The organism is Mesorhizobium sp. M0496 (genome assembly GCF_040321205.1).
In the GTDB taxonomy this organism is placed as follows: Bacteria; Pseudomonadota; Alphaproteobacteria; order Rhizobiales; family Rhizobiaceae; genus Mesorhizobium.
Window position 1 is genome coordinate 73,024 of the sequence record NZ_JAMYRC010000018.1, and the last position, 26,275, is coordinate 99,298.

Below are 26,275 nucleotides of genomic sequence, written 5' to 3' on the forward strand. Positions count from 1 at the left end.
CTGTTGACGCCTCCTTACAGCTTGCCGAATCCGCCCGGCGTCGGCGTCGTCAGGATGACGGCGTCGCCGCTCTGAAGCACGGTCTGATCGCAGGCTTTCAGCACCTCGATAGTGCCGTCCTTGCGGCGGATCTTGGTCGAGCCGACCTCGCCATCGCCGCCGCCATCCAGCCCTCGCGGCGGGCGGTTGCGGTGCGAGGACAGGATCGCGCATTCCATCTTTTCGAGGAAGCGGATGGTGCGCTTGGTGCCGTCGCCGGCGCTCCATTTGCCCTTGCCACCGGAACCTTCCCGAATGTGGAAATCCTCGAGCAGCACAGGAAAGCGCAACTCCAGCACTTCCGGATCGGTGAGGCGCGAATTGGTCATGTGGGTGTGGACCCCGGAGGTGCCGGCAAAGCCGCGGCCGGAGTTCATCTGGCCGGCGGGCGAGCCGGAACAGATCGTCTCGTAATATTGATATTGCTTGTTGCCGAAGGTGAGGTTGTTCATCGTGCCTTGCGCGTTGGCCATGGCGCCCATGGCGCCGAACAGCGCGTTGGTGACGTGCTGCGAGGTCTCGACATTGCCAGCGACGACGGCTGCGGGGTAGGCGGGTTTCAGCATGCAGCCGTCGGGAATGATGATGTTGATGGGCCGCAGGCAACCGGCATTCATCGGGATCATGTCCTCGACCATGACGCGGAAGGCATAGAGCACGGCCGCGCGGGCGACCGGTTCGGGCGCGTTGAAATTGTTGTTCATGACCGGTGACGTCCCGGTGAAGTCGACGGTCGCCTCGCGTTTCTGCCGGTCGACCGTGATCTTCACCTTGATGACCTGGCCGGTGTCGGTCGGATATTCATACTGCGAACTGTCGGGCAACCGCTCCAGCACACGGCGCACGCTTTCGGCGGCATTGTCCTGGACATGGCCCATATAAGCCTCGACGACATCGAGGCCGAAATGCGCCACCATCTTGCGCAGTTCGGCGACGCCCTTCTCGTTGGCGGCGATCTGCGCCTTGAGGTCGGCGATGTTCTGGTGCGGGTTGCGGGCCGGGTAGCGGTGGTCAGTGAGCAGCGTTTCCAGCTCCTTCTCGCGGAAGCGGCCACGATCGACGATGCGGAAATTATCGAACAGCACGCCTTCTTCGTCGACGGTGGTGGCAAGCGGCGTCATCGAACCGGGTGCCGTGCCGCCAATATCCGCATGATGGCCGCGCGAGGCGGCCCAGAAGAGGATTTCGTGTTGGGCGTCGTCGAACACCGGCGTCACCACCGTGATGTCGGGCAAATGCGTGCCGCCATTGTAGGGGGCGTTCAGGGCAAAGACGTCGCCGGGGTGGATGTCGCCGGAATTCAACCGGATGATGGTTTCGACCGAACGGTCCATCGAGCCCAGATGCACCGGCATGTGCGGCGCATTGGCAACCAGTGCGCCGGTGCGGTCGAAGACGGCACAGGAGAAATCCAGCCTTTCCTTGATGTTGACCGAATAGGCGGTGTTCTGCAGTGTCACGCCCATCTGTTCGGCAATCGACATGAACAGGTTGTTGAAGACCTCCAGCATGACCGGATCGGCCTCGGTGCCGAGCGCTGCCTGCCGGCGCTTTTTCTCGACGCGGCGCAGGAGCACATGGTTCCTGGCGGTGATTTCGGCCTGCCAGCCCGGCTCGACGACAATCGTCTGGTTCGGCTCGATGATCAAGGCTGGACCTGCAACCCTGTTTCCCGGCTTCAGCGCCTCGCGCCGGAAGATGCCTGAAGCACGCCACTCGCCCTCGGTGAAGATTTCGCGGGTTTGCGAAGGGCTTACGGCAAGGTCTTCGATTTGCGATTCACTTTCGTCGCGGCCGGTGCCGCCGGTGTCGGTGCCTTCGACGCCGACGGTCTCGACGATCATCGGCTTGTCGTCGTAGACGAAACCGAACTGTGCTTTGTGGGCGATTTCGAAATCGCGCCTGGCCTGGAAAATCGAGTCTTCCTCGAAATTCACCGGCAGTGTCGTGTCGGTGCCGTCATAACGAATGTGCAGCACCGGCTTCGCGGCAACCGCATCCTCGGCGATGCCTTGTACTGCGAGTTCGGCGATGACGGCTTTTTTCAAGGTGGCAATGAGGTTGCCGATCTCCGTCCTGGACTCTTCGGCAAGCGGTTTCAGAAGCGCCTGCTGGCGCGAGGCAAAGACCGAGGACAGGCCGATGCCATAGGCCGAGAGCAGGCCGGAGAAGGGATGGATCAGCACGGCCTCCATGCCGAGCGCGTCGGCAACCAGGCACGCGTGCTGGCCGCCGGCGCCACCGAAGCAGTTCAAGAGATATTCGGTGACGTCATAGCCACGCTGGACGGAGATCTTCTTGATGGCGTTGGCCATGTTCTCAACGGCGATGGTGACGAACCCTTCGGCAACAGCCTCGGGCGTGCGGCCATCGCCGATTTCAGCCGCCAGTTCGGCGAATTTTGCCCGCACCGTCCCGACATCGAGCGGCTGGTCCTGGCCGGGTCCGAAAATGGCCGGGAAGAAATCGGGCTGCAGCTTGCCCAGCATGACATTGGCGTCGGTGACGGCGAGCGGGCCGCCGCGCCGGTAGGCGGCCGGGCCGGGATTGGCGCCAGCCGAGTCGGGTCCGGCCCGGAAGCGGCCGGCCTCGTAATGCAGGATCGAGCCGCCGCCAGCGGCGACGGTGTGGATGCGCATCATCGGCGCGCGGATGCGCACGCCGGCGACCTCGGTGTCGAAGGCGCGCTCATACTCGCCGTCATAATGGGCGACGTCGGTGGATGTGCCGCCCATGTCGAAGCCGATGACCTTGTCGAAGCCGGCGAGGCTGGCCGTCTCGACCATGCCGACGACGCCGCCGGCCGGACCGGAGAGCAGCGCGTCCTTGCCCTGGAACATGTCGGCGGCGGTCAGTCCGCCGGACGACATCATGAACATGAGATGAGGAGATTGGCTGATCTCCCCCCTTGTGGGGGAGATGCCCGGCAGGGCAGAGGGGGGCGTGGCAGAATGAGGCGTCGGCGGGACAGCGCCCCCCTCTGTCGGCTTCGCCGACATCTCCCCCACAAGGGGGGAGATTGGCGCCGCGCCCAACTCTCCCGCCACCCTTTGCACATATCTCGACAAGATCGGCGACAGATAAGCGTCGACCACCGTGGTGTCGCCGCGGCCGACCAGCTTGATCAGCGGCGAGACCTCATGGCTGACCGAGACTTGGGCGAAACCAAGTTTGCGGCAGACTTTTGCCACCGCCTTCTCATGATCGGGATATTTCCAGGCATGCATGAAGACGATGGCCACGGCATCGATGCCATCGGCTTTCGCCTGTTCGATCGCCGGCCAGCAGGCGGCGATGTCGAGCAATTGTTCGACGCGGCCATCGGCGCGCACACGCTCGTTGACCTCGATGACGCGCTCGTAAAGCTGTTCGGGAAGGATGATCTCCTTGGCGAAGATGTCCGGGCGCGCCTGATAGGCGATCTTCAGCGCATCGCGAAAGCCCTTGGTGATGAGCAAAAGCACGCGGTCGCCCTTGCGCTCCAGCAGCGCATTGGTGGCGACCGTGGTGCCCATCTTGATGTCGCCGATCAGGCCGGGCGGGATCGCGTCGCCGGAGGACAGGCCGAGAAGATCGCGAATGCCCTGGATAGCGGCATCGGTATAGGCTCCGGGATTTTCGGAAAGTAGCTTGCGGGGATGCAGCCCGCCTTCCGGATCTTTGCCGATAACGTCGGTGAATGTACCGCCGCGGTCGATCCAGAAATCCCACTTCGCGGTCATGCGGCATGCTCCCGGCAATTTTGTCGATGCAATCTGTTAATTCGCAATGGCTTGGCCGGCAACGGCCATGCGCATGATGTTACATGCGGACATGCAACGTTACGAAACTGATGGCTGTCTGATGCATTTTCCCTTCGACCGTTCACCGCAACGTGAACGTGTGTTGAAGGAGAGAAACTATGAAAAAGCTCATTCTCGCGTCCGTTTCCGCGTTGGCTTTGCTTGGCGTTGCCGCCTGCAGCGACAGTGGTACGGATAACACCACCACCCAGAGCACCAACCCGCCGGCCGCCGAACAGCCGATGAAGCCGGCTACGCCGGAAGCAACACCACCGGCGGCAACGCCTCCGGCTACCGATAATTCGACCACGAAGAGCATCACACCCGAGAAGCCTGCCGAGCCGGCTCCGGCAACACCAGCTCCTGCGCCCGCGCAGTAGTCAGTAACGCAGTACTTCGTGTGATGAATGAGAAAGGCCGGCTCACGTCGGCCTTTCTCATTCTGTCCGAGCGCCGCGGGCACATCCCGCGTCAACGTCGGACCAGTTTGTCGTGCTGAAGCCTGCGGCACTGTCCCGGCTTGATAGCAGGGGACGGTGGCTCTAAGAAGCAGGCCATGTCGATTTGGGATCGCCTCGGCGAGTTCATCAACCGCGTTTCATCTTCAGCCTCGTCGGGTGTCGCCGACGTCGTCGAGGCCGTGCGCACGGTTTTCTCCGGCGATGCGGATCTGCGCCGGCGTGTCGCCTTTTCGGTGGCGATGATCGCGCTGTCGGCCAAGATGGCCAAGGCCGATGGCATCGTCACCCAAGACGAGGTGCGCGCCTTCCAGGAAATCTTCGATGTGCCGCCGAAGGAGACGCGCAATGTGGCGCGGCTGTTCGATCTCGCCCAGCGCGACGTGGCCGGTTTCGAGACCTATGCCGAGCGGATGGCGCAGCTATGCGGCTCGGGGCATTCCAACTGCGTGATGCTGGAAGACATACTCGACGGCCTGTTCCATATCGCCAAGGCCGATGGTCTGGTGCATGAGCGCGAAGGCCACTTTCTGCACCGCATCGCCGAGATTTTCCGCATCGACGAGGCACATTACGAAAGCATCATGGCGCGGCACGTCAATCTGGGCGCCGGGGATCCCTATGTCGTGCTCGGCATTGAGCGCGGCAAGCCGTTCGAAGAGGTCAGGAAGCGCTATCGAAAGCTGGTTTCCGACAATCATCCGGACAGGCTGATCGCGCGCGGCCTGCCGCAGGAATTCATCGAGATCGCAACCACCAGGGTGGCGGCGATCAATGCCGCCTATGAGATGATCGAGCGGGGTCTGCGCCACGCATGAGCGGTTTCCTGCCCGACGAGCCACGTGCCGAGGTCAGGGTATCGCCGAATTTCGGCCCGCGGCGCGAGACACTCAAGCCTGACATGATCGTGCTGCACTACACCGGCATGGCGACCGGCACCGGGGCCGAGGCGTGGCTGTGCGATCCGGCCAGCGAGGTCTCGTCGCATTATCTCGTCCACGAAAACGGCCACATCGTGCAGATGGTCAGGGAAAGCGACCGCGCCTGGCACGCCGGCAAGAGTTCGTGGTTCGGGCGCGCCGACATCAATTCCTGTTCGGTCGGCATCGAGATCGTCAATCCGGGACATTCGCTGGGCTATCCCGGTTTCCCAAGGCGGCAGATCGATGCGGTGATTGGGCTGTGCAGGGGGATCGCCGGGCGGCATTCGATTGCCGCCGAGCGGGTGCTCGCGCATTCCGACGTAGCGCCGGGGCGCAAGATCGATCCGGGCGAGAAGTTTCCGTGGCGGACGCTTTTCGAGGCCGGTGTCGGGCATCTCGTGACGGCCGCCCCCGTCAGACAAGGGGCCAAGCTCAAGGTTGGCGACACCGGCGGCGATGTCGAGGCGTTGCAATCGATGCTGGCTCTCTACGGCTATGGCGTCGAGATTTCGGGCATTTTCGACCGGCAGACGGAAATCGTCGTCGAAGCCTTCCAGCGGCATTTCCGGCCGCGCAAGGTGGATGGCGTTGCCGATGGCTCGACGCTGCGGACGCTGCAAAGGCTGCTTGCTTCCGTAAGGCCCTGATCCCAGGAAAGACCTCTCTTCGCAGTCCTCTTCAAATCCTTAAATTACAAGCTGTCACTTAAAGTGACTTGCCTGGCCTTGTTTGACACCAATTCGAGCGTCAAACGGCTGACGTGCAAGTTGTCGGACCCACAGCCCCCGGATGTTCCGATATTGATTAAGCGTTGCTGCGTGAACTTCTTCACGCGGTTCAGACAGAACAGGATCACATGCAGAAATTGACCGTTTTAACGGCAGCTCTTGCTGCCGGCGTAATGACTTTTGCCTTCAGCGCGGCGCATGCCGCACCACTCAGCCCACGGGCCGATCAAGGGCTTGTCGTGGTATCCGCGAAAGGCGGCAAGGCCACGTTGGCCAGAAGCGGTAAGGCAAGCCACGACGCCAAGGCGACGAAGCGGGCTTCCGCCAAAGTGGAAAAGGCAAGCTGGTCCAAGCCGAAGAAGTCTACCGCCAAAAGGCAGACGAAGCGCGGCCGCAAGACCGTCGACATGACGACAACGGCGTCGGTTGGTCTGAGGAACGTGGCGGCATCGACGGCCGCGGTGGCCAGCAGCGGCCAGTATTCCGCAATCGTTGCCCGCTATGCGGCGATCGAAGGCGTTCCGGTGTCGCTAGCCACCGCGGTCATCAAGATCGAGAGCAACTACCGGCCCAACATCGTCGGCAGCGCCGGCGAGATCGGCCTGATGCAGATCAAGCCGGCAACAGCGCGGATGATGGGCTATAGCGGTTCCGCCAAGGGCCTGTTCGATCCCGACACCAACATCAAATACGGCATGAAATACCTTGCCATGGCGCGGAATCTCGGCGGCGGCACGACCTGCGGCACGATTCTGAAATACAATGCCGGGCACGCCGCAACCCGAATGAACCCGGTGTCGGCTGCGTATTGCGGCAAGGTCAAGGTGCAGATGGCCGCGCTTGGATCGCCGGCATAAGTCTGCTTTTTCGTTTGCGTTTTCGAGCGTGAACCCCTTTATACGCCTTGCCAGCTGGCCGGGCGGCCGCACCAGCAAACGCCGAAAGGCCGCGGGTGAGGAAAGTCCGGGCTCCATGGAAATACGGTGCCGGTTAATGGCCGGCGGGGGCGACCCCAGGGAAAGTGCCACAGAAAGCAAACCGCCACGGTTCGGCTTTGCCGGATTCGGGGCAAGGGTGAAAGGGTGGGGTAAGAGCCCACCGCGCGACTGGCAACAGGAGCGGCACGGTAAACCCCACCGGGAGCAAGACCGAATAGGGGCGGTGCGAGGGGAAACCCTCGAGGGCTGTTTCCGGCCCACCGTCCGGGTAGGTTGCGTGAGGCGCATGGCAACATACGCCCAAGATGAATGGCCGCCACGTTCTCGCACCGCAAGGGGCGAGGGCCATACAAAACCCGGCTTATAGGCCAGCTGGCAATTTTTTCTCCCGCGATATCAAAGAGAAGTCTCTTGAGATCAGCAGGTTGCGCCCTCGGGCGCGCCTGTTGATTCAAGCTTGTTCAGCTGCAGGCGGTGGATGATGTGGTCGCCGCCGGCGAATATGCGTCGGCGAGCGAGGTGATCCGCGACGCGCTGAGGCAATGGAAAGACCGGCGCGATCTGCACGGCTATACGGTCGAGGAATTGCGCAGACTGGTGCAGGAGGGGATCGACAGCGGGCCCGCTCTTGAGGGGCCGCCGATTATCGAACGAGCGCGCGCCAGATATCTCAAAATGGCAGAGGCAAAAAGCTCTTAGCCGATTTGTCAGCTGATCTTGTCTAGCGACGTCTCGATCGCCTTCCAGAGCTCTTCCACCGGCTCGCAGCCGACCGAGAGGCGCACGAAACCGGCGGAAACCGCATCGCCTCGCTTCAAGCGCCGTTCGGCGGAGGTGTGGACGCCGCCGAAGGATGTCGCGGCCTGCATCAGTTCGCAGTTGTTGATGAAATTCTCGGCCTTGTCCTCCGAGGCAAGTTCGAAAGAAATGAGAAAGCCGAAGCGCTCCATCTGGGCGCGGGCAAGGTTGTGCGACGGATCGCTCTCCAGCCCGGGGAAACGCAGGCCGCTGATTGCCCTGTGGCCTTTCAGCCGCCGCGCGATGACTTCCGCCGAGGAGCACATGCGATCGAAGCGCACGTCCAGTGTCTCCAGGCCGCGATGCACCAGCCAGGCTTCGAACGGACCGGGAATGCTGCCGGAAACCTCGCGCCAGCCGGTCACGGCGGCGATGATATCGGCATTGCGGCTGCCGACATGGCCGAACAGCACATCGGAATGGCCATTGGGCGCCTTGGTGTCGGCGGCAATGACGATATCGGCGCCATGGTCGAGCGGCCGCTGGCCGAAGGGCGTCATGGTCGTGTTGTCGACCACAAGGATCGCGCCGGCTTTGTGAACGGCGTCGGCGACCGCCGCGATATCGCAGATATCCAGCCCCGGATTGGCAGGGGTTTCGACAAAGGCAAGGCGATACCCTTCGAAGCCGCCATCGAGGAAGGTCGAGGTCGGCCTGACATCGTAGGTGATGCCGAGCGGCTTGAGGAAGCGATCGGCCAAAGCCCTTGTCGTGTGGTAGCCGTCCGAAGGCAGCAGGACACGGTCGCCGGCCTTGAGCACGGCAAAAAATGCTGCCGAGATCGCCGCCATTCCCGAAGGAAAGGCGACGCAGGGCGCGTCCTCCAGATGGGCCAGCATATGTTCGACCGCATCCCAGGTCGGGTTGCTGAAGCGGCCGTACTGGTTGAAACCGGTGGCGTCGCCGGGCGCGTGAAAAATGGCGGCCATGGTCAGGGGCAGAGGGATGGAATCGCCCGTGGCAAGCCCGCTGCTGCGCAGATGGGACAGTGCTGCAGCGCGACTGTTCGCTGTTTCAGACATCGATTTTCAAACCCTTTGGTGACCGACCGGATGCGGCGAGACGCTATGCCGGGTAGCGCCTCGCGGCAAGGCGCGTCCGTTTGGGCCAGACGGCTCTAAACGCTTCGTTAGGCTTAATAGACCATAAAGACGAGACGTGCCGTCAAGGCTGCTCTCAATGGTTGCGGCGCGCGTGTTTGTGAAGCCTATTCCCGTTGACGCCCATAGTGCCCCATGATATCCCATTTGACATCAAAGCCTTCGTTCCGCGTCAGGGTAAAGCGTACGCCAATCGGGCAGCCGCGGCGGCTGCGCGTTTGCCGATTTTTGCCCGAGCGAACGGGGTTGATACGGGGCAGGGAACGCGCCGCGGCGGCGCGTGCGACACGATGAAGAGGGGTGCGGCGGCGCAAGCGGCTGTAGCGTTTAATGGACCGGTTTCTCTCGAACACGGTGAGCAGGATCGATGCGAAGGGACGGGTATCCGTTCCGGCGCATTTCCGTGCCGTTGTGCAGAAGCGCGGCTATTCGGAACTCTATGCACTGCGCTGCCTCGATCTGCCGGCGATGGATGTCGGCGGGCTCGACCTGCTCGACCGCTACGAGCAGCGCATCGCACTCGAAGATCCCTTCCTGCAGACGGCGGACGATATGTCGTTCTTCTGCCATGGCGACGGAACATTCTTGAAGCTCGACCAGGACGGCCGCATCACGATGAGCGACTTCATTCGCGAACATACTGGCATTTCGTCGGACGCGGCCTTTGTCGGACGCGGCAATTTCTTTCAGATCTGGGAGCCGGGACGGCTTGCTGCTTATGGGGCGCAGGCGCGAGCCCGGCTTTTGCAGCTTCGGCAGGGGACGAAGCCTGGGGAGCGACCGGAATGACGGTGGGTCACGGCGATGATCTTCACGCCGTTGGCGGATCGGCCCGCCACATTCCGGTCCTCCTCGCCGAAGTGCTGGAAGCACTGACGCCGGCGGAGGGCGACACCATCATCGACGGCACGTTCGGCGCCGGCGGCTACACCAGGGCCATTCTGGCGACAGGCGCTTCCGTGGTGGCGATCGACCGCGATCCAGATGCGATCGCTGCCGGGCGCGATCTGGAAGTGCAGTCGCACGGCAGGCTGAGGCTGGTGCAGGCGCCGTTCTCCACGCTGGACGAACATGTCGAGAGTGCCGACGGCGTCGTGCTCGACATCGGTGTGTCCTCGATGCAGCTCGACCAGGCCGAGCGCGGGTTTTCGTTCCGCGCCGACGGGCCGCTCGACATGCGCATGGCGCAGGCGGGTTTGAGCGCTGCCGACGTCGTCAACAGCTTCAAGCCGGGCGACCTTGCCCGCATCTTCGGCTTCCTCGGCGAGGAGCGTCATGCCGGGCGCATCGCCCGCATGATCGAGGCTCGCCGCGAAAAGCGTCCGTTCGAGCGCACGCTGGAACTGGCCGATGCGATCGAGACGCATATCGGCCGCGCGCCGAAGGACAAGATCCATCCGGCGACGCGCGTCTTCCAGGCGCTGCGCATCTTCGTCAATGATGAGCTTGGCGAACTGGCCAAGGCGCTGTTCGCGGCCGAACGCGCGCTGAAGCCGGGCGGACGGCTCGCCGTGGTGACGTTCCATTCGCTGGAAGACCGTATCGTGAAGCGTTTCATCGCCGACCGCTCCGACGTCGCCACCGGATCGCGTCACTTGCCCGAGGCACAGGCGCGCACCGCGACCTTCCGCAAGGCGGGCGGCGGCGTGACTGCCGGCGATGCCGAGGTGGCGGCCAATCCGCGCGCCCGTTCGGCCAGGCTGCGCGCGGCAGTCCGCACCGAGGCGCCGGCGCGCAGCAGCGACTTTTCGATTTTCGGCCTTCCAAAACTTCCCGGCCCAAAGCTTCCCGGCACAGACCGGCCGGGGGAGAGGTAAGCACGTGTTTCGTACCAGCGACATTGTCCTGATTGCCGTCATGGTTGCAGCGGCGGCCCTTACCTACAAGGCCAAGCGCGAGGCCGAGGAACAATTGGCTTCGGTGCAGAAGATCCATGCACAGATCCGCTATGAGGAGGACACGATCGACCTGCTCAAGGCGGACTGGAGCCTGCTCACCCAGCCGTCGCGGCTGCAGAAGCTGGCCGAGCTCTACAAGTCGCAGCTCGAGCTCCAGCCGGTCAGCGCTCGCCAGATCGTCGGCATCGGTGATCTGCCTGCCAAAGCTCTGGACATTCAGGACATCCTGAACGGGCGCCAGGGTGGTATGGCCGACAATTCCGACCAAGCGCCGCCGGGCAGCAGGGATCCCGTGGTGACCGGAGGCATCGCCCAATGATCGGCAAACTGCTGAAGCGTCGCGTCAAGACTGGTGGAGACGGATCGATCGTGGTCGAGGGCGCCCGCAAGGCGACCGGCGGCAAGGGCAGGACGCGCATCGTGATGACGATGGCGGTGTTCTTCGGTATTTTCTCGACCATTTCCGGGCGCCTGGTCTATCTCGGCTTCCAGACCCCCGACATGTCGGGCGGTCCGCAAAGCCGGGTAACGGCATCGCGGCCCGACATTGTCGATCGCAACGGCGAAGTGCTGGCGACGGATATCAAGACGGCGTCGTTGTTTGCCGAGCCGCGCCGCATCGTCGACGCCGACGAGGCGATCGAGAGGCTGTCGACGGTGCTTCCGGACATCGACTATGAGCAGACCTACCATAAGCTGAAGAGCGGCGCCGGTTTCGTCTGGCTGCAGCGGCAGCTGACCCCCAAGCAGCAGTCCGACATCATGCAGCTCGGCATCCCCGGCTTTGGCTTCCGCACCGAGAAGCGCCGCTTCTATCCGAGCGGTGAGACCTCGTCCTATATTGTCGGGCTTACCAACATCGACAACCAGGGCATCTCCGGCATGGAGAAATATGTCGATGAGCAGGGTTTGAGCGACCTGCAGGCATCGGGCCTCGCGATGGCCAAGGATCTCAAGCCGGTGAAGCTTTCGATCGATCTGCGTGTTCAGCACATCGTCCGTGACGAGATCGCCGCCGGCCTGGAGCGCTATCGCGCCGTGGGCGCTGGCGCCGTTGTGCTCAACGTCAAGACCGGCGAAGTGGTGGCCATGGCCTCGGTGCCGGATTTCGACCCGAACAACCCTTACAATGCACAGGACAAGGATCGGTTGAACCGCATGTCGGCGGGCCTCTACGAAATGGGTTCGACCTTCAAGAGCTTTACCACCGCCATGGCGCTCGATTCCGGCAAGATCACGCTGGAGAGCCGCTTCGACGCCTCACGTCCGATCCGGATCGGCCGCCAGACCATTCACGACTTCCACGGCAAGGGCCGCGTTCTGTCGGTGCCGGAAGTGTTCATCTACTCCTCCAACATCGGTTCGGCCAAGGAAGCTGAAGCGGTCGGCATCGAGGGGCATCGCGAATTCCTGCACCGCCTCGGCGTGCTGGAGAAGATGCAGACCGAACTGCCGGAGGTTGCCCGCCCGACCGAACCCAAGGTCTGGAAACAGGTCAATTCGATCACCATCGCCTTCGGCCATGGCGTTTCGACGACGCCGTTGCAGACGGCGGTCGGCTGCGCCGCTCTGATGAATGGTGGCTTCCTGATGAACCCTACCTTCCTGATGCGTACGCAGGCAGAAGCGATGGCTGTGGCCAAGAGGGTGGTCAGCGAAAAGACCGTCGAGGGCATGCGCTATCTCTATTCGCTCAACGCCGAGAAGGGCTCGGGCAAGAGCGCCAGGGTTCCCGGCTACCGCGTCGGCGGCAAGACCGGAACGGCGGAGAAGGTCGTCAACGGCCGTTACTCCAAGGAAAAGAATTTTAATGCCTTCGTCGCCGCCTTTCCGATGGACGATCCGCAGTACATCGTGCTGACGATTGCCGATGAACCGAAGCCGGAAAAGCCCGGTATGGGTAACACCGCAGCCTCGAATGCGGGGGTTATGGCGGGAAACATCATCAGGCGTTCAGCTGCCATGCTTGGCGTGAAGCCAGATTTCAGCCATGAAAATGGTGCAACGCTGGTTTCCTATCAGTGATTCTTAGGGCGCGCCGGTAACTGCGCGCTATTTTGTTGCGGTGAACGGGACTCGATGAAGCTCAGAGATCTAGCCGGTATCCTGCCCGTCGAGGGAATAGCTTCCGTCGATCTGGAGGTTACAGGGATTTCTTCGGATTCCCGCCAGGTAAAACCGGGCGTTGTCTTTTTTGCGCTCGCCGGAACCAAGGCCGATGGTGCCGTTTATGCCGCCGACGCCGCCGCGCGCGGTGCAGCCGCAATCGTGGCGGGCAAGGGCAGCGCCATTGCCGGGCTGTCGGTTCCGGTATTGGCGGTCGGTGATCCGCGTCTGGCGCTGGCGCTGAGTGCGGCCCGCTATTTCGGCAAGCAGCCGCAAACGATGGTCGCGGTGACCGGCACCAGCGGCAAGACATCGGTCGCCGCCTTCACCAGGCAGGTCTGGGAGCAGGCGGGTTATGCCTCCGCTTCGATAGGCACCACCGGCGTGGTGGCGCCTGGGCGCAACGACTATGGCTCGCTGACGACGCCCGATCCGATCGCCCTGCACCAGTTGCTGCGGGAATTGGCGGATGCCGGCGTGACCCACGCCTCGATGGAAGCCTCCAGTCATGGGCTCGATCAGCGCCGTCTCGATGGTGTGAAGCTGGCGGCCGGCGGCTTCACCAATCTCGGCCGCGACCATATGGACTATCATCCGACCATCGAGGACTATCACCGCGCCAAATTGCGTTTGTTCGACACGTTGTTGCCGAAAGGCGCGCCGGCCGTTGTCTTCGCCGACGATCCGTGGTCGGCGCCGACGATCGAGGCGGCGCGGGCTGCCGGGCTCAACGTGCTGACGGTCGGCCGTCATGGCGATTTCCTCAGGCTGAAGCGGGTCGAGCACGAACGCCACCGCCAGCGCGCCGAGGTCGAGGCCGACGGCGTGCTCTATGAGGTCGACCTGCCGCTGGCCGGCGATTTCCAGATATCGAACGCGCTGGTTTCGGCGGGGCTTGCCATTTCCACGGGAACGCCTGTCGCCAAGGCCTTGATGGCGTTGGAGAAACTGAAGGGCGCGCCGGGCCGGCTCGACCTCGTCGGCACCACCGCCAATGGCGCACCCGTCTATGTCGATTATGCCCACAAGCCCGATGCGCTGGAAAACGTGCTGGCTTCGGTGCGCCCGTTCACCACCGGGCGCGTCATCGTCGTGTTCGGCTGCGGCGGCGACCGCGACCGGGGAAAAAGGCCGATCATGGGCGAGATCGCGACGCGGCTTTCGGACGTCGTCATCGTCACCGACGACAATCCGCGTTCGGAAGTGCCGGAAACGATCCGCGCGGCCATTCTTGCCGCCGCACCCGGCGCCATAGAAATCGGCGACCGGCGCCAGGCGATCCACGAGGCGGTCGCCATGCTGCATGCCGGCGACACGCTGATCGTGGCCGGCAAGGGCCACGAGGAAGGCCAGACGGTCGGCTCCGAGACCCTGCATTTTTCCGATCACGAGGAAGTTCGCGCGGCACTCGTGGAGCGTGCGGCATGAGTTTGCTGTGGACCTCCGAGATGCTGGTTGCCGCCATGGACGGGCGGCCGCTCGGGCCAATGCCGGACGGCATATCGGGCATTTCGATCGACAGCCGCAGCCTGCAGCCGGGCGACGCCTTCTTCGCCATCAAGGGCGAGGCGATGGATGGCCATGACTTCGCCACGGCAGCCATCAAGGCCGGCGCCGGGGTGCTGGTGGTGGCCGAAGGCAAGCTGCCGTCGCTTGGCCGGCTGACGGCGCCGATCATCGTCGTCGAGGATGTGCTGGTCGCGCTGGAAAAGCTCGGGGTCGCGTCGCGCGCCCGCTCGAGCGCGAAAATCATCGCGGTGACCGGTTCTGCCGGCAAGACCACCACCAAGGAAGCGTTGCGCCATGTGCTGCAAGCCGTCGGCAAGGTGCATGCCTCGGCGCAATCGTTCAACAATCACTGGGGCGTGCCGCTTACATTGGCGCGGATGCCCGCCGATTGCGATTACGCCGTGTTCGAGATCGGCATGAACCATCCTGACGAGATACGGCCGCTGGTGAAGATGGTGAGGCCGCATGTCGCCATCGTCACCATGATCGCGGCCGCGCACCTTGGCTTTTTCCGCAATCTCGACGAGATCGCCAAGGCCAAGGCCGAGATTTTCGAAGGGCTGGAGCCTGAGGGCGCCGCTATCCTCAACCGCGACGATGCGCGCTTCAAGCTTCTCGACAAGATGGCGCATGCCGCCGGTGTCGAGCACGTCTACGGCTTCGGCGAGAATGCGCGCTCGACCTTCAAGCTAGTCCAATGCGAGCTGCATGCGGATCATTCCGACATCACCGCCAGAATCAGCGGCCATGAGGTGACCGCGCGGATCGGTGCGCCGGGCCGCCACATGGTGCAGAACGTGCTGGCGGTGCTGGGGGCGGCGCATCTGGTCGGCGCCGATCTCGATAGAGTGGCACTCGCACTGGCCGATCTCTCGGCCGAGCGCGGGCGCGGGAAGCGCCATGTGCTGCGCCATCCCGGTGGCCCGACTTCGGGCCACCCGGGAGGACCGATCACGCTGATCGACGAGAGTTACAACGCCAATCCTGCGTCGATGGCTGCTGCGATGGCATTGCTCAACGCGACGCCGGTGACCGGCGACGGCCGCCGCATCGCCGTGCTCGGCGACATGCTCGAACTCGGCGACCACTCGGCCAAGCTGCATGCCGCACTTGCCGATCTCATCGTCGGCACGGGGACGCAGACCGTCTTTCTCGGTGGCCCGGAAATGCGGGCGCTGGCCGAGATATTGCCCGGCGAGGTCAAGACGGAATACCGCGCCGGCGTCGAGGAGCTGAAGCCGGTGCTGCTTGCCGCACTGAAACCGGGCGATGTAGTGATGATCAAATCGTCGAAAGGCATCGGTTTTGCAAAACTGGTCGATGCGCTGCTGGGCAAATTCCCGGCTGAATCGACAACCAGAAAACAGACCTAGGTCGGGGACGAAAAGCGCATGTTTACACTGCTCGTCGATTTTGCGGACAAGGTCTCGGTCTTCAATGTCTTCCGCTATATCACCTTCCGCACCGGCGGAGCGCTGATCACGTCGGCGCTGATCGTCTTCATCTTCGGGCCGGCCATCATCAATTCACTGCGGCTGCGGCAAGGCAAAGGCCAGCCGATCCGCGCCGACGGGCCGCAGACGCATTTCAAGAAGGCCGGTACGCCGACCATGGGCGGTCTGATGATTCTATCGGGCATCATCGGCTCTTCGCTTTTGTGGGCGAACCTGTCGAGCATCTATGTCTGGGTGGTGCTGTTGGTGACGCTGGGCTTCGGCTCGATCGGCTTTTACGACGACTATCTCAAGGTGACCAAGCAGTCGCATCTCGGCTTTTCCGGCAAGGCACGGCTGGCGCTTGAATTCGTCATCGCCGGCATCGCCGCATGGGTGATCATGCATAACGGCCAGGCGCCGTTCTCGTCGTCGCTGACATTTCCCTTCGCCAAGGAATTCATCGTCAATCTCGGCTGGTTCTTCATTCCGTTCTCCTGCTTCGTCATCGTTGGTGCCGGCAATGCGGTGAACCTGACCGACGGCCTGGACGGGCTGGCGATAGTGCCGATCATGATCGCGGCGGCCTCCTTCGGCGTCATCGCCTATCTCTCCGGCAACGCGGTGTTCGCCGAATATCTGCAGATCCATTTCGTGCCAGGCACCGGCGAACTGGCTGTCGTGCTCGGCGCGGTCATCGGTGCCGGCCTCGGCTTTCTCTGGTTCAACGCGCCGCCGGCGGCGATCTTCATGGGCGACACCGGCTCGCTGGCCATGGGCGGCCTGATCGGCACCGTCGCGGTCGCCACCAAGCATGAGATCGTGCTAGTCATCGTCGGTGGATTGTTCGTGGTCGAAATCCTGTCCGTCATCATCCAGGTCGGCTATTTCAAGATGACCGGCAAGCGGGTGTTCCTGATGGCGCCGATCCACCATCATTTCGAAAAGCTCGGCTGGACCGAAAGCCAGGTGGTGATCCGCTTCTGGATCATCGCCGTCATCCTGGCGCTGGTCGGCCTGTCGACCCTGAAGCTGAGATAGGAGGTCGTTTGATCCCCGCCGCATCCTTTTCAGGCAAGCGCGTTTCGCTCTTCGGGCTCGGTGGCTCGGGGATCGCGACCGCGCGCGCGCTGATCGCCGGCGGGGCAGACGTGCTGGCCTGGGACGACAATCCTGACAGCGTCGCCAAGGCGGCCGCCGCCGGTATCGCAACCGGCGATTTGCGCCGCGCCGACTGGGCGAAATTCTCGGCTTTCGTGCTGTCGCCCGGCGTGCCGCTGACGCATCCCAAACCGCATTGGACGGTGGAGCTGGCGCGCGGCTCCGGCGTCGAGATCATCGGCGACATCGAGCTTTTCTGCCGGGAGCGAATGCTGAGCGCGCCAACGGCGCCTTTCATTGCCATCACCGGCACCAACGGCAAGTCGACGACGACCGCGCTGACCGCGCACATCCTGAAAGCTGCAGGCCGCGACACGCAGATGGGCGGCAACATCGGCCGCGCGGTGATGACGCTCGATCCGCCGCAGCCCGATCGGCATTATGTCGTCGAGTGCTCATCCTACCAGATCGACCTCGCGCCCTCGATCGACCCGACGGCCGGCATCCTGCTCAATCTGACGCCAGACCATCTCGACCGTCACGGCACCATGCAGCACTACGCCGCGATCAAGGAGCGGCTGGTGGCCGGCAGTGAGACCGCGATCGTCGGCATCGATGATTCCTGGTGCGCGCAGATCGCCGAGCGGCTGGAGCGGGCGGGGCGGCATGTCATCCGCATTTCCAAGCGGCTGCCGCTGACCGACGGCTATTTCGCCGACGGCAGCGATCTGATGGAAGCGGTGCACGGCCGCTACAGCCGTGTCGCCTTCCTCGAGGGCATCGGCTCGCTTCGTGGCCAGCACAATGCGCAAAATGCGCTGGCAGCGGTCGCCGCCTGCCTCAAGGTCGGATTGGAGCTTGGCGAGGTCCAGTCCGGGCTGGAAAGTTTTCCCGGCCTCGCGCACCGCATGGAGCAGGTCGGCCGCAAGCACCATGTGCTGTTCATCAACGATTCCAAGGCGACCAATGCCGATGCGGCGGCACCGGCGCTGTCGAGCTTTGCGCGCATCTACTGGATTGCCGGCGGCCTGCCCAAGGAAGGCGGCATCGAGCCTTTGCGCGGTTTCTTCCCGCGCATCGCCAAGGCCTATCTGATTGGCGAGGCCGCGCCTGCCTTTTCCGCGACGCTGGGTGAGGCCGTGCCCTACGAGATTTCAGGGACGCTGGCCGCGGCGGTCGCGCACGCCGCGCATGATGCGGCCGAGGACGACAGCGGCGAGGCGGTGGTGCTGTTGTCGCCGGCCTGCGCCAGTTTCGACCAGTTCAAGAATTTCGAAGTCCGCGGCGAAGCCTTCAGGCAAGCTGCGAATGCTATCGAGGGCGTGAAACCCATCGGAGGGGCACGATAATGCAAAGCCGTCTCGACAAAAGCCCGGTTGCGACCTGGTGGTGGACGATCGATCGCTGGTTCCTGGCGGCGTTCCTGTCGCTGATGGGGCTTGGCATCGTGCTATCCTTCGCCGCCAGCCCGGCGGTGGCCGAACGCATCGGTCTCGACAGTTTCCACTTCGCCACAAGGCAGATCATCTTCACCGTGCCGGCGCTAGGCGTCATGCTGGCCGTTTCCTTCCTCGATTCCAGGGAAATCCGGCGCATGGCATTGATCATGCTGTGCCTGATGCTGGTGCTGATGGTGGCGGTGCTCTACATCGGCGTCGAGGTGAAGGGCGCGCGCCGCTGGGTGTCGCTTGCCGGCCTGTCGATCCAGCCTTCGGAATTTCTGAAACCCGCCTTCGTCATCATGTGCGCCTGGCTGTTTGCCGAGCACAAGCGCCAGCCCGACATTCCCGGCAATCTGTTCGCCATGCTGTTGCTAGTGCTGGTCGTGTCGTTGCTGGTGGCGCAACCGGACCTCGGCCAGACCATGCTGACGACCGGCACCTGGGGTATCATGTTCTTCATGGCTGGGCTGCCATGGCTGTGGATCGTGGCGCTGGGTGCCGCCGGTGTCGGCGGCGTCTTTGCCGCCTATACGGTGTTTCCGCACGTTGCCTTGCGCATCGACAAGTTCCTTACCGGCGAAGGCGACACGTTCCAGGTCGACATGGGACGCGAGGCGCTGATCAATGGCGGCTGGTTCGGCGTCGGGCCGGGCGAGGGCACCGTCAAGCGGGTCATTCCCGACAGCCATGCCGACTTCGTCTTCTCGGTCGCCGGCGAAGAGTTCGGGCTGATCATGTGCTTCTTCATCATGTCGATCTTTGCCTTCATCGTGCTGCGCGGCCTCAACACGGCGCTGAAGGAGCATGACGATTTCACCCGCTATGCGGTCGGCGGTCTCGTCACCGTCTTCGGCCTGCAGGCCGTCATCAACATGTGCGTCAACCTGCAACTTGTGCCGGCCAAAGGCATGACGCTGCCGTTCATCTCCTATGGCGGCTCCTCGCAGATCGCCATCGCCATCTCGATGGGAATGGTGCTGGCGCTGACACGCAAGCGGCCGGAAAAGCGCAAGCAGATGGGCTTTGGCCTGTCGCAGCGCGCCGTCCCGGCGGAGTGATATGGCCAGAGGCGTCATCCTTCTCGCGGCGGGCGGAACCGGTGGGCATCTTTTCCCTGCCGAGGCGCTGGCGCATGAGCTGAACGAGCGCGGCTGGTCGGTGCATCTGGCGACCGACGACCGTGCCGAGCGGTTCGCCGGCCATTTTCCGGCCGCCGCCATCCATCCGATCCAGTCGGCGACGATGGGTTCGAAAAATCCTTTTGCCGTGCTTGGCGCCTTCTGGAAAATCTGGCGCGGCGTGCGCCAGGCTTCCGCCATCATCGCCAGGATCAAGCCGGATGCCGTCGTTGGCTTCGGCGGTTATCCGACCTTGCCGCCGCTCTACGCGGCGACACGGCGCAAGGTGCCGACGCTGATCCACGAGCAGAACGCGGTGATGGGGCGCGCCAACCGGGCGCTGGCCGGTCGTGTCGATGCGATCGCCGGCGGCTTCCTGCCGCAGGACACCAGTGCCGCCGGCACCAAGACGGTGACGACGGGCAATCCGGTCAGGCCTGCCGTGCTGGAAGCGGCCAAGACGGCTTATGCGGCGTCGGCCGGGGAACAGCCGTTCCGACTGCTGGTGTTCGGCGGTAGCCAGGGCGCCCAATTCTTTTCCGACGCCGTGCCGGGGGCGATCGCGCTGCTTTCCGATACCCAGCGCAAGCGGCTGGTAATCACGCAGCAGGCGCGCGCGGACGACGTGGCGCGGGTCAAGGCGGCCTATGCGGCACTCGGCGTCGCCGCCGAGGTCTCGCCCTTCTTCACCGATATGGCGCAGCGCATGGCGGCCGCGCATCTGGTGATCTCGCGCTCCGGCGCTTCGACCGTCTCGGAGATCGCCGTCATCGGCCGGCCGGCGCTGCTGGTGCCTTACCCCTACGCGCTCGATCACGACCAGGCGGCGAACGCGGCGGCCCTTGCCGCCGGCGGCGGCGGCGAAGTGCACCCGCAATCCTCGCTTTCACCCGAACGCATCGCAGCGCTCCTCGGCGGGCTGATGGACCAGCCTGAGCGGCTTGTGGCGATGGCGGCGGGCGCGAAATCGGCCGGCCGGCCGAACGCGGCACGGTTGCTCGCCGATCTCACAGAGGCTATTGCGTCCAAAAAAACCGTTTCGGATTTCAGGAAGGGGACGCACGCATGAAGATGCCGCAGACCATCGGCCTTGTACATTTCATCGGCATTGGCGGCATCGGCATGAGCGGCATTGCCGAAGTGCTGCACAATCTCGGCTACAAGGTGCAAGGGTCCGACCAGGCCGAAAGCGCCAATGTGCAGCGGCTTCGCGACAAGGGCATCGAATGCTTCGTCGGCCACAAGGCCGAAAATCTCGGCGATGCCGAGGTGGTGGTCGTCTCGACGGCGATCAAGAAATCGAATCCGGAACTCAAGGCCGCGCGAGAAAAGCTGCTGCCGATCGTGCGCCGGGCAGAGATGCTGGCCGAACTGATGCGCTTCCGCCAGGCGGTGGCGATCGGCGGCACGCATGGCAAGACGACGACGACTTCGATGGTGGCGACCTTGCTCGATGCCGGTGGGCTCGATCCGACCGTCATCAATGGCGGCATCATCAATGCCTATGGCACCAATGCGCGCATGGGCGACGGCGAGTGGATGGTGGTCGAAGCCGACGAGAGCGACGGCACGTTCCTCAAGCTGCCGGCCGAGATCGCCGTCGTCACCAACATCGATCCCGAGCATCTCGATCACTATGGCAGCTTCGACAAGGTGCGCGAAGCGTTCCGCCAGTTCGTCGAGAACGTGCCGTTCTACGGTTTTGGCGTGATGTGCACCGATCATCCGGAAGTGCAGGCGCTGGTCAGCCGTATCGAGGACCGCCGCATCGTCACCTACGGCGAGAACGCGCAGGCCGATGTGCGCTTCACCAACCACCGCATGGCGGGCGCCATTTCGGAATTCGACGTGGTAATCCGCGATCGCAAAACCGGCGGCCAGACGACCATATCAGGCCTGCGCCTGCCGATGCCCGGCCGTCACAACGTGTCCAACGCGACGGCCGCGATCGCCGTCGCGCATGAGCTTGGCCTGTCGGCCGAGGCGATCAAGAAGGGCCTGTCGTCTTTCGCCGGCGTCAAGCGCCGCTTCACCCATACCGGCTCGTGGAACGGCGTCGACGTGTTCGACGATTACGGCCACCACCCGGTCGAGATCTCGGCGGTGCTGAAAGCGGCGCGCAGCGCCACCAAGGGTCGCGTCATCGCCATTGCGCAGCCGCATCGCTTCACCCGGCTGCATGATCTGTTCAACGAGTTTTCCGCCTGCTTCAACGACGCCGACACGGTGATGGTGGCGCCGGTCTACGCAGCCGGCGAGGAGCCGATCGACGGCGTCAGCTCGGACGCATTGGTGTCGCGCATCCGCGCCGGCGGCCATCGCGACGCGCGCTACATCGAAGGACCGGCAGCGATTGCGCCCATCATCCGCGATCTGGCCAAGTCAGGCGACTTCGTCGTCTTCCTGGGCGCCGGCAACATCACCCAATGGGCCTATGCATTGCCCAAGGAGCTTGGCGGGACCGTCTCATGATGCACGGCCAGGCCCTGATCGACAGACTTGGCGACCGGCTTGCCGGCCTGCGCGGCCGCATCACGCCGAATGCCGAGATGGACAAGATCACCTGGTTCCGTGCGGGTGGCCTGGCGGAAGCTCTGTTCCAGCCGGCGGACGAGGAGGACCTCGCCGCGTTCCTCAAAGCCGTTCCGGAGGAAATACCGCTGACCATCGTCGGCGTCGGCTCGAACCTTCTGGTCCGTGACGGCGGCATTTCGGGCTTTGTCATCAGGCTTTCGGCCAAGGGGTTTGGCGAAGCGGAAGTCATTTCGCCAATCAGGATCAAGGCTGGCACGGCCACGCCCGACAAGCGCGTCGCTGCGGTGGCGCTCGATGCCGGCATTGGCGGCTTTCATTTCTATCACGGCATTCCCGGCGCCATCGGCGGCGCACTGCGGATGAATGCCGGTGCCAATGGCGTCGAGACGCGCGAGCGCGTCGTCGAGGTGCGCGCGCTCGACCGCAAGGGCAATGTGCGGACGCTGAGCAATGCCGATATGGGTTATGCCTATCGTCATTCAGCAGCACCTGCCGGGCTTATCTTCACCTCGGCCGTGTTCGAAGGCTTTGCCGAGGACAAGGCCGCGATCAAGGCGGCGATGGATGCCGTGCAGAACCATCGCGAGACCGTGCAGCCGATCCGCGAGAAGACAGGTGGCTCGACCTTCAAGAATCCCGAAGGCACGTCAGCCTGGAAGGAGATCGACAAGGCAGGCTGCCGCGGCCTGATGATCGGCGGCGCGCAGATGTCGCCGATGCATTGCAACTTCATGATCAACACGGGAACCGCGACCGGCTACGACCTTGAATATCTCGGCGAGACGGTGCGCACGCGGGTGCTGGAGAATTCCGGTATCCGGCTGCAATGGGAAATCAAGCGCATCGGCAATTTCCGGCCGGGACATGCCGTGCAGGAGTTTCTCGGGCAGCTTCTTTAGCCCGCTTCGAACTTCATGTGACACATGAAGTTCGACGGTGCCAAAACGGCCCCAACCGTTGCCCCGAAGACTCAACGACACGCTTTTCGCATCCATTTTCTCAGAAAGTGAATCTCTCGGAATCGTAAGCACTTGCCAGTGAATCAACTCTCTGATTCTCTGTTCGAAAGCGTTTTCTGATTTGAGTCGTTCGACGCGTTACCCGCGTTTTCCGTCTGGGGGGCAACCTGCTGGGAGACTCGGACTCAATGTTGCGGAAAATCTTGGTTTTTGGTCCGCCGTGAGAGGGGATACCGGGGAATGAAGAGCAAGCATGTGGCCGTCCTGCTGGGTGGGTTTTCGTCCGAGCGGCCCGTGTCTCTGTCTTCGGGAAAGGCTTGTTCCGATGAGCTCGAGAAGGAAGGCTATCATGTCACGCGCGTCGATGTCGGGCGCGATGTCGGCTCCGTGCTTGCCGAACTCAAGCCCGATGTCGTCTTCAACGCGCTGCATGGCCCTTTTGGTGAGGATGGTACCGTCCAGGGCATTCTCGAGTATCTCGGCATTCCCTACACCCATTCCGGCGTGCTCGCCTCGGCTCTGGCCATGAACAAGGAGCAGGCCAAGCGGGTTGCCAAATCGGTCGGCGTCCCGGTCGCCGAATCGAAGGTCGCCAGCCGCTTCGCCATTCAGAGCAAGCATCCGATGAAGCCGCCCTATGTGGTCAAGCCGGTCAATGAGGGTTCGAGCTTCGGCGTCGTCATCGTGCATGAAGGCCAGTCGCATCCGCCGCAGGTGATCGGTTCGTCCGAATGGAAATATGGCGATACCGTCATGGTCGAGCGCTATATCCACGGTCGTGAGCTGACCTGCGCGGTAATGGGCGATGTGGCGCTGGGGGTCTGCGAGATCATCCCGACCGGCCATTCCTTCTACGACTATGATTCAAAATATGTCGCCGGGGGATCAAAGCACGAATGCCCCGCAAAAGTTTCACCGAATATTTACCAAAAAATACAAACACTGGCGCTCAAGGCTCACCAAGCGATCGGCTGTCGGGGCGTTTCCCGATCGGACTTCCGTTATGACGATCGGCATTCCGAAAACGGCGAGATTGTCTGGCTCGAGGTCAACACCCAGCCGGGTATGACGCCGACGTCTTTGGTGCCTGAAATCGCCGCCCAGGCCGGGCACTCGTTTGGCGATCTGTTGAGTTGGATGGTGGAGGACGCTTCGTGTCTGCGTTGAAATGGGGACAAGGTAGGGAGAGCGGCGCGGCCGAACCGACGCTGTTCGGCCTGCCGTTGTCGTCAGGCCATTTCGTGCTGCCGCGTATGCTTCGCCGCCCGGTGCGCATTCTGGCGCGCCTCGGTGTCGGTGAATTCCAGGCGCCACGCTTTTCCGCAGCCATGATGTCGGCCGTGCTGATCGCCTCGAGCAGCGCCTATGGCGCTTATCTCGGCGGCCATGTCGACGGCATCGTACAGAGCATCACCGCCCGCACCGGCTTTGCCGTCGATCAGGTCAAGGTGGTCGGCAATCGCCAGACCTCGGAGATCGATATCCTCGACAGGCTCGAACTCGACGGCTGGACATCGCTGATCGGCTTCGACGCCGAGGCCGCGCGGGAGCGTATCGACACCTTGCCGTGGATCGAGGTCGCGGCGGTGCGCAAGGTTTATCCGCACACTCTGGAAGTGCGTGTCGAGGAGCGCGCGCCCTTCGCGCTCTGGCAGCAGGGCGACGAGCTGTCTGTCATCGAGAAGGATGGCGCCGTGATCGCGCCGTTCTCAGGCGGCAAGCAGGTGCTTTTGCCGCTGCTGATCGGTACCGGCGCGCCGGCGAGCGCGCCCGACTTCCTGGCCAAGATCGAAAAATATCCCGAGCTGGCGAACCGGATCAAAGGCTACATCCGTGTCGGTGAGCGGCGCTGGGACCTGAAGCTGGACAATGGCATCACGGTCAAGCTCCCCGAGGACGATGAGGATCAGGCGCTCGCCGAACTCGTCAAGATGGACCACGAAAAGGGCCTGTTGTCGCGCGATATCGCCGCCGTCGACATGCGCCTGACCGACCGGCTGGTCGTGCAGTTGACGCCCGAGGCCGTGACGCAGCGCGAAGCCGCACTCAACGAAAAACCCAAGAGCCTGAAGCGCAAGCCGGAGACGAAGATATGAGCTGGCTTGGCGGTCATGGCGATGCCTCGTCGCGCCGGTCCGGCACCCTGACGGTGCTGGATGTCGGTTCGAGCAAGGTCTGCTGCATGGTGGCCAGGCTGAAGCCGAGCGATGACGGCAAGCTGCTGCGTGGCCGCTCGCACCGGATCCAGGTGATCGGCATCGGCCATCAGAAATCGCAAGGCGTGAAGTCGGGCGTCGTCGTCGATCTGGACCGCGCCGAGCATGCCATCCGCCTTTCCGTCGATGCGGCCGAGCGTATGGCTGGGCTGACGGTTGATTCGCTGATCGTCAACATGACCGCCGGCCGGCTGAAGAGCGAAGCCTTCTCGGCGACTATCAACCTTGGCGGCCACGAGGCAGACGAGGCCGACATCAAGCGCGTTCTCGGCGCTGGCGCCAAGCAGGCGCTGAAGGCCGAGCGCGAGGTGATCCATTCGCTACCCGTCGGCTTCTCGCTGGATGCGGAACGCGGCGTGCGCGATCCGCGCGGCATGGTCGGCGACGCACTCGGCGTCGACATGCATGTGCTGACCGGCGACGCCGCTCCGATGCGCAACCTGGAGCTTTCCATCAACCGTTCGCATCTGTCGGTCGAGCGCATGGTGGCGACGCCCTATGCCAGCGGGTTGGCGGCGCTGGTCGACGACGAACTGGAAATGGGCGCGGCCTGCATCGACATGGGTGGCGGCACGACCACGATCTCGGTGTTTTCGGAAGGCAAGTTCGTCCATGGCGATGCCATCGCCATCGGCGGCAACCATGTCACGCTGGATATGGCCAAGGGACTTTCGACCTCGCTCGATGCCGCCGAACGGCTGAAGGTGATGCATGGCTCGGCACTGCCGGGCAGCGCCGACGACCGCGACCTGGTCTCGATCCAGCCGATCGGCGACGATGGCGACGTGCCTTTGCAGATTCCGCGCTCGGTGATGACGCGCATCGTGCGCGCCCGCATCGATGAGACGCTGGAACTGCTGCGCGACCGGCTGAACAAGTCCGGCTACGGCAATGCGGTGGGCAAGCGTGTGGTGCTCACTGGTGGCGCCAGCCAGCTTGCCGGCCTGCCGGAGGCAGCGCGACGCATCCTGGGACGTAATGTGCGTATCGGCCGTCCGCTCGGCGTGGCCGGCCTGCCGGAAGCGGCGAAGGGGCCGGCCTTCTCGGCCGCGGTGGGGCTTCTGATCTATCCGCAGATGGCGAGTTTCGAGAGCCATCCGGCGAAAGGAATTTCCGGACTCAGAATGACCGGAACGGGCGGAAAACTGCATCGCATGAGTCAGTGGTTGAGAGACAGTTTCTAATTGACGGG

The 26,275-nt window shown here is 63.4% G+C and carries 22 protein-coding genes and 1 other RNA gene; 21 read left to right on the forward strand and 2 right to left on the reverse strand.

Features of this window, described 5'->3' with window-relative positions:
• Window positions 1–14: 14 nt before the first annotated feature.
• Window positions 15–3,761, reverse strand: coding sequence for a hydantoinase B/oxoprolinase family protein (locus NKI73_RS17105; protein WP_352631647.1), 3,747 nt, complete (start codon window positions 3,759–3,761; stop codon window positions 15–17).
• A 179-nt stretch (window positions 3,762–3,940) separates the two neighbouring features.
• Here NKI73_RS17105 and NKI73_RS17110 point away from each other — a divergent pair, with 179 nt between their 5' ends.
• The 6 genes from NKI73_RS17110 (at window position 3,941) to NKI73_RS17135 (ending at window position 7,567) form a co-directional block, all read left to right on the forward strand.
• A complete protein-coding gene (locus tag NKI73_RS17110; protein WP_109668284.1) occupies window positions 3,941–4,201 on the forward strand; it encodes a hypothetical protein in 261 nt (86 codons plus the stop codon).
• 176 nt (window positions 4,202–4,377) lie between these two features.
• Entirely contained in the window at window positions 4,378–5,097 is a 720-nt protein-coding gene (locus NKI73_RS17115; protein WP_352631649.1) for a TerB family tellurite resistance protein, read from the forward strand.
• Entirely contained in the window at window positions 5,094–5,849 is a 756-nt protein-coding gene (locus tag NKI73_RS17120) for an N-acetylmuramoyl-L-alanine amidase (protein ID WP_352631651.1), read from the forward strand. The genes NKI73_RS17115 and NKI73_RS17120 overlap by 4 nt, the downstream gene beginning before the upstream one ends.
• Before the next feature lie 209 nt (window positions 5,850–6,058).
• Window positions 6,059–6,787, forward strand: a complete 729-nt coding sequence (locus NKI73_RS17125; RefSeq protein WP_352631653.1) for a lytic transglycosylase domain-containing protein — start codon at window positions 6,059–6,061, stop codon at window positions 6,785–6,787.
• 50 nt (window positions 6,788–6,837) lie between these two features.
• An RNA gene (gene rnpB, locus NKI73_RS17130) (RNase P RNA component class A) lies at window positions 6,838–7,248 on the forward strand.
• Between the two features lie 85 nt (window positions 7,249–7,333).
• On the forward strand, window positions 7,334–7,567 hold the full coding sequence (locus NKI73_RS17135; RefSeq protein ID WP_352631693.1) for a type II toxin-antitoxin system ParD family antitoxin: 234 nt from the start codon (window positions 7,334–7,336) through the stop codon (window positions 7,565–7,567).
• An 8-nt stretch (window positions 7,568–7,575) separates the two neighbouring features.
• On the opposite strand, the gene NKI73_RS17140 is transcribed toward NKI73_RS17135, so the two are convergent.
• Window positions 7,576–8,688: a cystathionine gamma-lyase gene (locus NKI73_RS17140; RefSeq protein WP_352631655.1), complete on the reverse strand. Its 1,113-nt coding sequence runs from the start codon at window positions 8,686–8,688 to the stop codon at window positions 7,576–7,578.
• 408 nt (window positions 8,689–9,096) lie between these two features.
• Here NKI73_RS17140 and mraZ point away from each other — a divergent pair, with 408 nt between their 5' ends.
• The 15 genes from mraZ to ftsA all read left to right on the forward strand — a co-directional run bounded on the left by mraZ (window position 9,097) and on the right by ftsA (window position 26,267).
• Window positions 9,097–9,555: a division/cell wall cluster transcriptional repressor MraZ gene (mraZ, locus tag NKI73_RS17145; RefSeq protein ID WP_352631657.1), complete on the forward strand. Its 459-nt coding sequence runs from the start codon at window positions 9,097–9,099 to the stop codon at window positions 9,553–9,555.
• A complete protein-coding gene (gene rsmH / locus NKI73_RS17150; protein WP_352631659.1) occupies window positions 9,552–10,583 on the forward strand; it encodes a 16S rRNA (cytosine(1402)-N(4))-methyltransferase RsmH in 1,032 nt (343 codons plus the stop codon). Before mraZ ends, rsmH begins: the two co-directional genes overlap by 4 nt.
• A gap of 4 nt (window positions 10,584–10,587) precedes the next feature.
• Entirely contained in the window at window positions 10,588–10,983 is a 396-nt protein-coding gene (gene ftsL, locus NKI73_RS17155; RefSeq protein ID WP_352631661.1) for a cell division protein FtsL, read from the forward strand.
• Complete coding sequence (locus NKI73_RS17160; protein ID WP_352631663.1) at window positions 10,980–12,689, forward strand: peptidoglycan D,D-transpeptidase FtsI family protein; 1,710 nt, start codon at window positions 10,980–10,982, stop codon at window positions 12,687–12,689. The genes ftsL and NKI73_RS17160 overlap by 4 nt, the downstream gene beginning before the upstream one ends.
• A gap of 54 nt (window positions 12,690–12,743) precedes the next feature.
• On the forward strand, window positions 12,744–14,198 hold the full coding sequence (locus NKI73_RS17165; protein ID WP_352631665.1) for a UDP-N-acetylmuramoyl-L-alanyl-D-glutamate--2,6-diaminopimelate ligase: 1,455 nt from the start codon (window positions 12,744–12,746) through the stop codon (window positions 14,196–14,198).
• On the forward strand, window positions 14,195–15,652 hold the full coding sequence (locus tag NKI73_RS17170; protein ID WP_352631667.1) for a UDP-N-acetylmuramoylalanyl-D-glutamyl-2,6-diaminopimelate--D-alanyl-D-alanine ligase: 1,458 nt from the start codon (window positions 14,195–14,197) through the stop codon (window positions 15,650–15,652). Before NKI73_RS17165 ends, NKI73_RS17170 begins: the two co-directional genes overlap by 4 nt.
• A gap of 18 nt (window positions 15,653–15,670) precedes the next feature.
• A complete protein-coding gene (gene mraY, locus NKI73_RS17175; protein ID WP_352631668.1) occupies window positions 15,671–16,753 on the forward strand; it encodes a phospho-N-acetylmuramoyl-pentapeptide-transferase in 1,083 nt (360 codons plus the stop codon).
• Window positions 16,754–16,761: 8 nt separating this feature from the next.
• Complete coding sequence (gene murD, locus NKI73_RS17180) at window positions 16,762–18,162, forward strand: UDP-N-acetylmuramoyl-L-alanine--D-glutamate ligase (protein WP_352631670.1); 1,401 nt, start codon at window positions 16,762–16,764, stop codon at window positions 18,160–18,162.
• Entirely contained in the window at window positions 18,162–19,313 is a 1,152-nt protein-coding gene (gene ftsW / locus NKI73_RS17185) for a putative lipid II flippase FtsW (RefSeq protein ID WP_292189153.1), read from the forward strand. Before murD ends, ftsW begins: the two co-directional genes overlap by 1 nt.
• Window position 19,314: 1 nt before the next feature.
• Entirely contained in the window at window positions 19,315–20,442 is a 1,128-nt protein-coding gene (murG, locus tag NKI73_RS17190; protein ID WP_352631672.1) for an undecaprenyldiphospho-muramoylpentapeptide beta-N-acetylglucosaminyltransferase, read from the forward strand.
• Window positions 20,439–21,845, forward strand: a complete 1,407-nt coding sequence (murC, locus tag NKI73_RS17195; protein WP_352631674.1) for a UDP-N-acetylmuramate--L-alanine ligase — start codon at window positions 20,439–20,441, stop codon at window positions 21,843–21,845. The genes murG and murC overlap by 4 nt, the downstream gene beginning before the upstream one ends.
• Entirely contained in the window at window positions 21,842–22,807 is a 966-nt protein-coding gene (gene murB, locus NKI73_RS17200; protein ID WP_352631676.1) for a UDP-N-acetylmuramate dehydrogenase, read from the forward strand. The genes murC and murB overlap by 4 nt, the downstream gene beginning before the upstream one ends.
• Before the next feature lie 300 nt (window positions 22,808–23,107).
• Entirely contained in the window at window positions 23,108–24,034 is a 927-nt protein-coding gene (locus NKI73_RS17205) for a D-alanine--D-alanine ligase (RefSeq protein ID WP_352631677.1), read from the forward strand.
• Entirely contained in the window at window positions 24,022–24,963 is a 942-nt protein-coding gene (locus tag NKI73_RS17210) for a cell division protein FtsQ/DivIB (protein WP_352631678.1), read from the forward strand. Before NKI73_RS17205 ends, NKI73_RS17210 begins: the two co-directional genes overlap by 13 nt.
• Window positions 24,960–26,267, forward strand: coding sequence for a cell division protein FtsA (ftsA, locus tag NKI73_RS17215; protein ID WP_352631679.1), 1,308 nt, complete (start codon window positions 24,960–24,962; stop codon window positions 26,265–26,267). The genes NKI73_RS17210 and ftsA overlap by 4 nt, the downstream gene beginning before the upstream one ends.
• Window positions 26,268–26,275: the final 8 nt, after the last annotated feature.